Below are 10,370 nucleotides of genomic sequence, written 5' to 3' on the forward strand. Positions count from 1 at the left end.
ATCTACATTATGAACCGGCGCAAGGAAATCGCCGCCGAACGTCAGCGCAAAAATGATGTCAAAGAAGCGATCGACCAGACCCAGGCGACTGCAAAAGAACAAGAGAAAAAATTAAAAGAGAATTTCAAACAGGAGAAGGAACTGGCGGTCGAAAAAGCGGCCAAGAAAGCCCGTGAAGAGGCTGAAAAAGAACTCAAAGACGGTGAGAAGGGAGGTTCGGATGGCTGATGAAACCACTGAAGTTAAACGGTCGCTGTTCAGCCCGTTTAATATCATAGCCGCTATCATCATCCTGATCGGAATCCCGCTGACCGTGATGAGATTCACCGGAGGACTGGGAACCGTTACCAACCTGGATGACACCAATCCATGGGGAATCTGGATCGGATTCGACCTTTTGACCGGCGTTGCCCTGGCGGCGGGCGGTTATGTTACCGCGGCCGCGGTCGAGATCTTCGGCATGAAAAAATTCCATGCCGCCGTCAGACCTGCTATCCTGACCGGATTTTTGGGCTATGCGCTGGTCGTGTTTGCGCTTTTATACGATGTCGGTCGGCCATGGAGACTGCCCTACCCGTTCTTTGTAAGCCAGGGTGTGACCTCGGTCATGTTCGAGGTGGGCGCATGTGTAGCGCTTTACCTGACTGTGTTGTTTTTGGAATTCTCCCCCGCCGCGCTGGAATGGCTGGGTGTTAAAAAAGTCCGCAACCTGGTCGTCAAACTGACTATACTTCTGACTATCCTGGGCGTGGTTCTCTCGACCTTGCATCAATCATCACTGGGGGCGATGTACCTGATCGCGCCATACAAACTTCACCCATTGTGGTATTCGCCGTATTTACCGATTTTCTTCTTCGTTTCAAGTATCGCGGCCGGACTGTCCATGGTGATCTTCGAGGGTAGCCTGTCGTATCGCAATTTCAGAAACAAGATGGATGAGGAACACAAAAAATCCCGCGATGATATCGCGCTCGGATTCGGCAAGGCGGCGGCCCTGACTCTGGCGGCCTACTCCTCAATAAAGATCTTCGGCGTGGCACTGGGCAATCACTGGAACCTGTTGTTCACGAACTACGGCCTGTGGTTCTTAGTCGAACTGGTCGGTTTCGTGATGGTTCCGTCATTTTTGTTTGCAATCGGGGTGCGCGAGAAGAATGTCAAGCTGATACGTTTCACCGCGATCTGGACGGTTCTGGGGATCCTTCTCAACCGGCTCAATATCTCCCTGATCTGTTTCAACTACCACCTGCCATTATCCGAACGCTATATTCCACGCTGGTCGGAAATCATGATTTCGGTCTTTATCGTCACGGTCGGACTGGTGGTCTTCAAGTTCATCGTAACCCGGATGCCGATCTTCCATGAACACAAGGATTATTCCCACCATACCGTGAAAGGAGCTGATCATGTTTGATTCGGTTCATACCCTGCAGGAATTCATGATGCAGACCAAGGGGATCATCTACATCCTCGCCATCGGCTACCTGATCGGTTTCGTCGCTTTCTGGCGCTTTTTACACAAGCATGAAAAAGACGAGGAATAATTTTTTATAGAATATCGTTAAAGATTTCGTAGATTAAGCCGGGTATAACAAGCCCGGCTTTTTTAATGATATTATCTAAACAAGGAGTTTTTCATGAAGTACGGAGCGCGCAACCAGCTAATTGGTGAGGTCAAAAAGATCAAACGGGGCGGTGTAATGAGTCAAATCACAATCGAGATCCCCGAAAAATCTGTCATGAATTCCGTCATCACCATTGAGTCTCTGGATGATCTGGGCATTACCGACGGCGATAAGGTCAAGCTGATCATCAAAGCTGTCAATGTGTTGCTTGTCAAGGAATGAGCGCAATTCTTGATTTAAGAGTTGATTCAATTCTATTAATTAAGACATAAAAAGTTTAATTTTTTGGTTCAACTGTTTGACAGTTGCTGATACCTGTTCTATATTCAATGATTGGTGGAACTGAGCTGACCGGATTTTTCGGGAGTTCCGATTCATCAAATTTTTACGCGATAGAATGGGGTCAAAATGAAAAAGTCGTCCGGGAAAAGTGGCGGCTCACCTTCTGAAGAGTATTTGAACGAACTTCAGAATCTCCGCAGTATCTTTGACAACTGTTGCCTGGGTATCTACCGTACCACACCAGATGGCCAAATTATCATGGCTAATTCAGCATTGATTCAAATGCTGGGTTATGACAATCTGGATGATCTGCTCTCCCGTGACCTTGAAAAAAGCGGTTTCAGCGAAAATTCCCCACGATTCGAGTTCGTGGATAAGCTCGAAGGCAAGTGCAAAATAATCGGTTATAAATCTCTATGGATTTGCAAAAATGGATCCACAATCGAGGTCCGGGAAAGCGCGCGTGCAGTCAAAGATAAACAGGGCAATACGCTGTACTTTGAAGGCACAGTTGAAAAACTCAGAGACACGGAAAGCGAAAATGCCACATTGCAATATCATAGCCGGCATTACCAGGCGCTTCTGGATTCGATTTCGGAAACTGCCTTCTTGATAAAAACCGACGGTACGGTAATGGCGGCCAATGAAGCCGTCTGCCGTAGATTGAAACTGACAAAAAAAGAACTTGTTGGAAAAAACATATTCGATCTCCTTCCGGAGGATGTCGGTGATTACAGACGTAAGATGGTCGACCGGGCAGTTACAAGCCGTAAGCCTGTAAACTTCAATGATGTTCGCGCCGGTAGCCATCTCTTCAGCACAGTTTACCCTATTCTTAATGACCAGGGCGATGTAGAGAGTGTTTCGGTATTTGCCCGGGACATCACCGAACTTAAAATCACAGAACGAGCGGTAAAGGAGAGCGAGAACCGCCTGCGGGCAGCTTTTTCAGCACTGCCCGATTACTATTTCGTCTTCGATGAAAACGGCTACTATATGGATTACCTGGCAAAACACGATGAATATGTAGCCAAGACTCCTGATGGCTCAGTGATCGGTAATAGACTTCACGATACAGTGGGTGATGGGCTGGCCGAAAAATCCGTGGCCAAAATGAGGGAAGCGATCGAAACCGGCCAGCCACAATACCTGGAATACTATCTTGATTTTCCCGATGGCCGTCACTGGTACGAAGGCTGTGCGGCAAAAATCGATACGAAACCGGAAGAAAGAAAGCGGGTCGTCTGGGTAGCGCGGGAAATTACGGATAAGAAAAGAATCGAAGAAGAAATCAAACAGAGCGAACTGCATTACCGCGGTCTGATCGAAAATATCCCCCGTTCCGCGGTGTTTGTAATCGATAAGGATCTGAGAATAATCACCGCGGAGGGCCGTGAAATAAAAACGGCCGGATTTGAACGTGACAAGATCGAGGGCAAACTCCTGTCAGATATCTTATCAAAAGCAACTTGTGATAAGCTGGTACCGCTTTACAAAAAAGCCCTGGCCGGAGAATCCGTTACCACTGAATTGCCTTTGGGTGAAACTTACTATCTTGTCCAGGCTTCCCCGCTGATATCGGAAAACGGAAAGATTAATAAAATTATCGTGTTCAGCCAGAATATCACCGATATCAGGGAAATGCATGAAGCCCTGAAAACAAGCGAGAGTTTTTTGGCCACACTGATCGAATCAGCCGAGGATATTATCATACTGCACGACCTCAATGGACAGTACCTGTATTACCATGGCCCTAAAGCCTTCGGGATGACTAACGAGAGCGTAAAAGGCAAGTATGTTCACGATCTGTTTCCGACCGAGATAGCAAACCCGATAGTAGAGCAGATCAAGCGTGTAGGTCAAACCGGCAAATCCGAACAGTTTGAAAATCGTGTCATCTGGAAAAACCAGACTCTCTGGTTTTTGGATAACATCTTTCCGGTTAGAAACGAGCAGGGCGAGATAGTTTCTGTGGCCAAGATCTGCCACAATATTACTGAACGAAAAAACATGGAAAAAGCTCTCGAGGAAAGTGAACGACATTTCCGCACTGTTGCGGACTTCACTTATGGCTGGGAGTTCTGGATCGACCCGGAAGGTGCGTTTTTGTATGTGTCACCATCCTGCGAAAGGATCACCGGATATACGTTTGTGGAGTTCATGCAAAATTCCGACCTGATCTTCGATATCGTGCATGAGGATGACCGCGAGATTCTAAGGAACCATCTCAAACAGGAAGTTGAAACTGACAGTGCTCTCGAAGTGCAGTTCCGGATCATCGACAAATCCGGTGAAACCCGCTGGATCAGCCACGTCTGCCAGTCAGTTTACGACTCAGATGGCCAGTATCTCGGGCGGCGCGCCTCCAATCGTGACTCGACCCGTCGAATACTGGCCGAAAAAGAACGCGAAGTGCTGATCGAGAACCTGAAGGAGGCATTGGCAAAAGTCAAAACGCTCTCCGGCTTCATTCCAATCTGCCCCTCCTGTAAAAAAATCCGCGATGACGAAGGTTACTGGAATCAGATTGAAAAGTTTTTGAAGGAGCATTCTGAAGCTGAATTCACTCACGCCCTCTGCCCCGAATGCGCCCGCAAGCTGTATCCCGACCTGTACAACGACGAGAATGACCTGTAAAAAGACGGGATAGATTTGACCAGCGCGGATCATTTCAGTATAATCTTGTGTTAAAGTGGAGTGAAAACTGAACAAGGAGTGATACGACATGTTAGAAGAAATGACTTTACGTAAAGCCGTGGAGCTGGCAGTTCAAACCGAACAGATCGGCAAAAAGTTCTACGAGGAACTGAGCCAGAAATTCGAATCCGAAAAAGAAGTACGTGAAATCTTCTCACAGCTGGCCAGTGATGAAAAAGTTCATGAAAACCAGTTCAAAGCGCTTCTGGAGAAATTGACCGGCGATGACAAGATAGCCGAGGAACACCAGGATTACATCAAGGCCGCCTCGGTCTCCGACTTTTTCCAAGCTGGTGCGTTTGACAACATTACAAAAATCGATTCAGCCGGGCAGGCCTTAAACAGGGCTTTCAATTTCGAGAAAACAACGCTGTTGTATTACGAAGCCCTGCGTGATGTCCTGGGTGAAAGCCAGGAATTGAACCAGATTATCGAAGCTGAGAAAAAGCATATGACCAACCTGATGAAGGTGATCATTAATGATGCCAAGTTCCGTGGCCTGCAGGACGACTGGCATTGATCTGAGATAGAGAATTGGATATGAGCCACCGGTGGATTCTGCCGGTGGTTTTTTTATGCTGGTCAGATGATTCTATGGACTCAGTAGCCAGCCAGTCGGCAGGAAATCATAGCATCCCGGCAGATGTCAACATCTGTAAAGGGATTCTTCATGGCATTTCCAACAGGTAAATAAGTACCAATAAAAAAACCGCCGCTAGCCAAACGGCGGTCAAGGGTCTTATTAGGGTCTTCGAGGCTAAAACTCTATCTAACTGGCTGTGAGTTTTCTAATATCATCTCAATTTGATTATTTCCACTCCAATGACAGCTTTAATTGAAGTTTACCCTGGTCGTAATCGACCAGCAATTTACAGGGATCCTCTTCCTTGAAACCGGTCAATGAATAATACGCCGATCTGAGCAATTTCTTGGGAGAAAAATCCAGCTTTGCATAGCTTTTGCGATGGTGAAGCCGGCATAAATCGAGCACTATTCCACCCGGTGTCCCATCGCCGGAATTGTAGCCGTTCAATTTCTGATGAGTATACGAACTCGACTCCGGTTTGAGTTTGTCGGTATCGAGTGCGGGGTGGCTTCGGCTGTCAAAAAATTGCAGGTAATCAGTAATCGGCGACACATCCCCGGCATAGGTAACGCCGGATTTTTTCTGTTCACCGTCCTCGGCCACCAGCTCAAAACCTGTGAACGAAAAATAAATAAATGTAATACAAATCAGGCGAAACAACAGCATAGTATTTTCGGGTTACGGTTATAGTTTACAGACGGTAATACCTCAATTTTCATGCCAGGGTCGGTATAAATACGGGTAATCCATTTAAAGTATTATACAAGCCGGTTTTAGGTCGGTTCCAGAAAATCCTGATTTTTTCCGCGCGCAAGATTATGCACATTCCCTGTGCAGGTTTTTGCTTGCTCAAACTATTGCGGGATTGTATGTTCGCTATATCAGCCTGTGGTAATTGATAAACAGTGAGGGGTAGGATATGAAAGACGAGCTGATAATCAGTATTTCCGGGATCCGGGGCATAGTCGGCAAGACGCTTCGCGCGGAAACAGCGCTTCAGGCCGGCAAGGCCTACGGCAGATTTGTCAACGGCGGGCAGGTCGTTGTCGGCGGTGACTCGCGCAGTTCACACCTGATGCTCAAAACCGCCCTGATATCCGGCTTGCTGGCAACCGGTTGCGAGGTAATGGATATCGGTATCTGTCCCACGCCGACGATCGCCATGGCGATTCTGGGCACCGAGGCATCCGGGGGTGTGGCCCTGACAGCATCGCATAACCCGATACAGTGGAACGGGTTGAAATTCTTCAATAAAAAGAGCGAATTTATCACTTCCAAAGAATTCAGCCGTTTTAACAAGCTCCTGGTATCCGAGGATATCCCGACTAAAAGCTGGCGTATGCTGGGTTCGATCGGAAGCGATTTCAGCTGGGTTGAAAGGCACATAAACGCGGTGGCTGAACTTGATTGCATCAACCTTAACATGATCAGGCGCAGTAAATTTCGGGTCGTAATCGATGCTGTCAACGGCGGTGGTGCGATCGCCTGTCCGCAGATGCTGGAGAAACTGGGTTGCTCGGTGATGCGTCTCAACTGCGTTCCGGACGGCCATTTCCCCCATACCCCAGAACCATTGCCCAAAAACCTGAAGATGCTCTCCGAAGCGGTGGCTGACAGCGAGGCCGATATCGGATTCGCGGTCGACCCGGACGCCGACAGGCTGGCGATTGTCGATGAACGTGGTGTCCCGATCGGCGAGGAAAACACGCTGGCGATCGCGGCCGACTTTTACCTCTCACAGAAAAAGGGGCCGATGGTGATCAACATGTCTACCTCGAATATCAACCAGGATATATGCAACTCACATAAGTGCAAGCTTTACCGTTCGAAAGTCGGCGAGGCGAATGTCGTCCACATGATGAAACTCAAAAAAGCGGTGATCGGCGGTGAAGGCAACGGCGGAGTGATTTTGCCGGAACTTCATTACGGGCGGGACAGTTTAGTCGGTATGGCATTAGTGCTGTCTGCTCTGGCCGAAAGCAAGCAGACGGTTTCGGAGTACGTCGATGGACTGGGAAAATATGTAATCGTCAAAAGCAAAGGGAACATCACCAAAGGATTCGATGTAAAACTTAATGGCCTGCGGAAAAAACTGACTGCGCAGAAAATCACTACAGTCGACGGTATCCGTGTCGATTTTAATAACGGATGGGTACATATCCGCAAATCCAACACCGAACCGATCTACCGTCTGATTGCGGAAGCAGAAACTAAGAAAGAGGCCAATGCCCTGATCAAATTCATTAAGGACAAATTGTAATTTCGGAGAATAGGTTATGTGCGGAATAGTCGGATATACCGGAGAGAAAACCGCCCTCCCGATCTTGATGGAGGGTATCAAGCGACTCGAATACCGTGGCTATGATTCAGCCGGAGTGGCGCTTCTGGAAAATGATGGCCTGATCTTTGAAAAGAGCGCCGGGAAAATATCTGTACTCGAGGAAAAGATTGCCGGCAAGGATTTTCGCTCCACCTGCGGAATCGCTCATACCCGCTGGGCAACTCACGGTGAACCAAATACAATCAATGCTCATCCGCACACAGACACACATGGCAAACTGGCGATCGTCCACAACGGCATAATCGAAAACTACCGCAGTCTGCGCCAGTACCTGGAAAGCAGGGGGCACAATCTGCAGACCGAAACCGACACCGAAATACTGGTGCACCTGATCGAAGAATATTTCGAGGGTGACCTCTTCGAGGCTGTCCGTACTGCCCTGGTATTTGTCGAGGGTACTTATGGTATCGCGGTTATCTCGCGCGATAATCCCGGCGAAATTGTAGTCGCACGATCAGGCTCACCCCTGGTCATAGGATGTGGTCAGGGTGAGAATTTCGTCGCTTCCGATGTCTCTGCGCTGGTCCGCCATACCAAGCAGGTTGTCTATCTGGATGAGGGTGAAGTCGCCCGTGTGACCTCCGACAATTTTGAAATCAGTACGCTCGACAAAGCTCATGTCACCCCCGAAATTCAGGAGATCGAGTGGTCGCTCGATGAGATCGAAAAAAGCGGTTACGAGCACTTCATGCTCAAGGAGATCTACGAACAGCCGACCGCACTTGCCAACGCATTTCGCGGGCGTTTGAATTTCGAGGAAGGTACGTCCCGGCTTCATGGTCTCCACTTGCAGTACGACGAACTATTGAATATCAACCGAATTCTTTTCATGGCCTGCGGGACTTCCTGGCATGCCGGCCTGATCGGTGAATACCTGATCGAGGATATGGCCCGGATTCCGGTCGAGGTCGAGTACGCCTCCGAGTTTAGATATCGCTCGCCTATTATCGATGCCGGCACGATCGCGTTCGTGATCTCGCAGTCGGGCGAAACCGCCGACACCCTGGCGGCTTTGCGTGAGGCCAAACGCAAGGGAGCAACCGCGCTGGGGATATGTAACGTGGTCGGATCCTCAATCGCGCGTGAAACCGACGGCGGTATCTATATCCATGCCGGTCCCGAAATCGGTGTCGCTTCCACCAAGGCCTTCACCACCCAGATCATGGTGCTGGAACTGATCGGGTTGCTTCTGGCACGGATGAGAGATATGTCGATAGAAAAAGGCCGTCAGATCGTCGACGCCATCCAGAATATTCCCGGACAGGTCGAAAATATCCTTGCCACCAATGATAAGATCAAGAAAATTGCCGAGATCTATGCCGGATCGAACAACTTCCTTTATCTCGGTCGTGGTATCAATTACCCGGTAGCACTCGAGGGCGCACTCAAGCTCAAAGAGATCTCGTATATTCATGCCGAGGGCTACCCGGCCGCCGAGATGAAGCATGGGCCGATCGCGCTGATCGACGAGAATATGCCGGTGGTGGTGATCGCGCTGAAAGACCAGGTCTATGGTAAAGTTCTTTCCAACATCCAGGAAATAAAGGCCAGAAACGGCAAGGTGATCGCCATCGCGACCGAGGGCGATGCCGATATCGCCCGGATGGCCAACCATGTGATCTATATCCCCACAGTACCGTATTATCTGACCCCGATACTGTCGATCATCCCGCTTCAGCTTCTGGCATACCATATGGCGGTACTGCGCGGATGTGATGTCGACCAGCCCCGCAACCTGGCCAAGAGCGTGACAGTGGAGTAGCTGTATCAAACAGCGGTGTTGAATAAGATCGCTCTCACCCTTGTAATCCATTAGCTAAAGGCATTGTCAGCAGACGATAAGCAGATTAGTGACATATGTTAAAAAATTTCAGGGACTGCTCCATATCCGGGGCAGTCCCTGATGTTATTCATTCTTGCGAGACAATTAGATTTCGCCTACTTCATCAGGATCATCTTTTTAGTTTCGGTATAATCATCAGCGTTCATTCGATAGAAGTAGATTCCCGAGGCAACCTGCCTGCCGTTATCATCGCGACCGTTCCAGACGGCGTTATGGATACCGGCTTCCTGGTATTTATCTACCAGGGTTGCTACCTTCTGTCCCATGATATTGAACACATCGAGCCTGACACCGGAAGCCTCAGGCAGACTGTAGCTGATTTCGGTAGTCGGGTTGAATGGATTCGGACGGTTCTGTTCAAGAGTGAACCGCTCCGGAAGTTGTTTGACAACCGGAACCCACTCAACCGGGCAAGCCCGGCCGTTGATATCAGCAACTACCGCATCGAGGCCGGCTATATCAATTTCACCTTCGAGATAAATCTCGGCAAAGGTATTGTTTCCTGACGGAATATAACCGTTTCCACTGAAATCGATCATACCGAGATAAATGTTGCTGGATCTGCTGTCGGCAATCAGATTCATGTCGCCTGTCAAATTCACAACTTCCAGACCTTGTACCGGGTTGTCACAGGCAATCTCCAGCTGGATACCATGGATATCGAACGGTGCTGATGTAATAAACTCGATATGCGTATTCTCGCCATCAAACGTCGATCGCACAATCAGTTCCACCGCTGGCAAAAACGGTTTAGCGACGGCGGGATTAGCTGAACAATAGTGCAAAGGCCCGGGGCCATCGCGGAAGATGTAGTTTATCAGGTAGACAGGGTCGGCCACGTTGTAGTCGCAGTCACCGTTAGCGTCGCTGGCATACATACAGTACGGGGCCGGCGCGCCGGCTATGAATATCCAATTGTATACAAACATGGCGTCGCTGACATCCACCGAGCAGTCGGTGATTGTCCGGGAAGTCCTTGACTTTAACAGGTAAACC

At 49.0% G+C, this 10,370-nt stretch carries 8 protein-coding genes; 6 read left to right on the forward strand and 2 right to left on the reverse strand.

Annotated elements, in window-relative coordinates:
• Nucleotides 1-220: 220 nt before the first annotated feature.
• The 4 genes from hybB to GF404_12900 all read left to right on the forward strand — a co-directional run bounded on the left by hybB (nucleotide 221) and on the right by GF404_12900 (nucleotide 5,124).
• The gene (hybB, locus tag GF404_12885) at nucleotides 221-1,414 is read left to right on the forward strand and encodes a Ni/Fe-hydrogenase cytochrome b subunit (protein MBD3383075.1); all 1,194 of its coding nucleotides are present in this window, start codon (nucleotides 221-223) and stop codon (nucleotides 1,412-1,414) included.
• 223 nt (nucleotides 1,415-1,637) lie between these two features.
• A complete protein-coding gene (locus GF404_12890; protein ID MBD3383076.1) occupies nucleotides 1,638-1,847 on the forward strand; it encodes a molybdenum-binding protein in 210 nt (69 codons plus the stop codon).
• A 186-nt stretch (nucleotides 1,848-2,033) separates the two neighbouring features.
• Nucleotides 2,034-4,544, forward strand: a complete 2,511-nt coding sequence (locus tag GF404_12895; protein ID MBD3383077.1) for a PAS domain S-box protein — start codon at nucleotides 2,034-2,036, stop codon at nucleotides 4,542-4,544.
• An 88-nt stretch (nucleotides 4,545-4,632) separates the two neighbouring features.
• Nucleotides 4,633-5,124 (forward strand): hypothetical protein, encoded by a 492-nt coding sequence (locus GF404_12900; GenBank protein ID MBD3383078.1) that lies wholly within the window; start codon nucleotides 4,633-4,635, stop codon nucleotides 5,122-5,124.
• Nucleotides 5,125-5,412: 288 nt separating this feature from the next.
• Here GF404_12900 and GF404_12905 read toward each other — a convergent pair whose 3' ends face one another.
• The gene (locus GF404_12905; GenBank protein ID MBD3383079.1) at nucleotides 5,413-5,856 is read right to left on the reverse strand and encodes a hypothetical protein; all 444 of its coding nucleotides are present in this window, start codon (nucleotides 5,854-5,856) and stop codon (nucleotides 5,413-5,415) included.
• A gap of 253 nt (nucleotides 5,857-6,109) precedes the next feature.
• On the opposite strand from GF404_12905, the gene glmM reads away from it, so the two are divergent.
• Together glmM and glmS are read left to right on the forward strand one after the other, a co-directional pair.
• Complete coding sequence (glmM, locus tag GF404_12910) at nucleotides 6,110-7,450, forward strand: phosphoglucosamine mutase (protein ID MBD3383080.1); 1,341 nt, start codon at nucleotides 6,110-6,112, stop codon at nucleotides 7,448-7,450.
• Between the two features lie 16 nt (nucleotides 7,451-7,466).
• Nucleotides 7,467-9,293: a glutamine--fructose-6-phosphate transaminase (isomerizing) gene (glmS, locus tag GF404_12915; protein ID MBD3383081.1), complete on the forward strand. Its 1,827-nt coding sequence runs from the start codon at nucleotides 7,467-7,469 to the stop codon at nucleotides 9,291-9,293.
• Between the two features lie 176 nt (nucleotides 9,294-9,469).
• Here glmS and GF404_12920 read toward each other — a convergent pair.
• Nucleotides 9,470-10,370, reverse strand: a 901-nt coding sequence (locus GF404_12920) for a T9SS type A sorting domain-containing protein (protein MBD3383082.1), incomplete at its 5' end; no start/stop codon positions are given.

It is taken from the genome of Candidatus Zixiibacteriota bacterium (assembly GCA_014728145.1).
Taxonomy (GTDB): Bacteria; Zixibacteria; MSB-5A5; order JAABVY01; family JAABVY01; genus WJMC01.

What these genes read in the sequence shown, in the direction of transcription:
- hybB (MBD3383075.1), top strand. Translation starts at nt 221, where the DNA reads ATGGCTGATGAAACCACTGAAGTTAAACGGTCGCTGTTCAGCCCGTTT.
- GF404_12890 (MBD3383076.1), top strand. Translation starts at nt 1,638, where the DNA reads ATGAAGTACGGAGCGCGCAACCAGCTAATTGGTGAGGTCAAAAAGATC.
- GF404_12895 (MBD3383077.1), top strand. Translation starts at nt 2,034, where the DNA reads ATGAAAAAGTCGTCCGGGAAAAGTGGCGGCTCACCTTCTGAAGAGTAT.
- GF404_12900 (MBD3383078.1), top strand. Translation starts at nt 4,633, where the DNA reads ATGTTAGAAGAAATGACTTTACGTAAAGCCGTGGAGCTGGCAGTTCAA.
- GF404_12905 (MBD3383079.1), bottom strand. Translation starts at nt 5,856, where the DNA reads ATGCTGTTGTTTCGCCTGATTTGTATTACATTTATTTATTTTTCGTTC.
- glmM (MBD3383080.1), top strand. Translation starts at nt 6,110, where the DNA reads ATGAAAGACGAGCTGATAATCAGTATTTCCGGGATCCGGGGCATAGTC.
- glmS (MBD3383081.1), top strand. Translation starts at nt 7,467, where the DNA reads ATGTGCGGAATAGTCGGATATACCGGAGAGAAAACCGCCCTCCCGATC.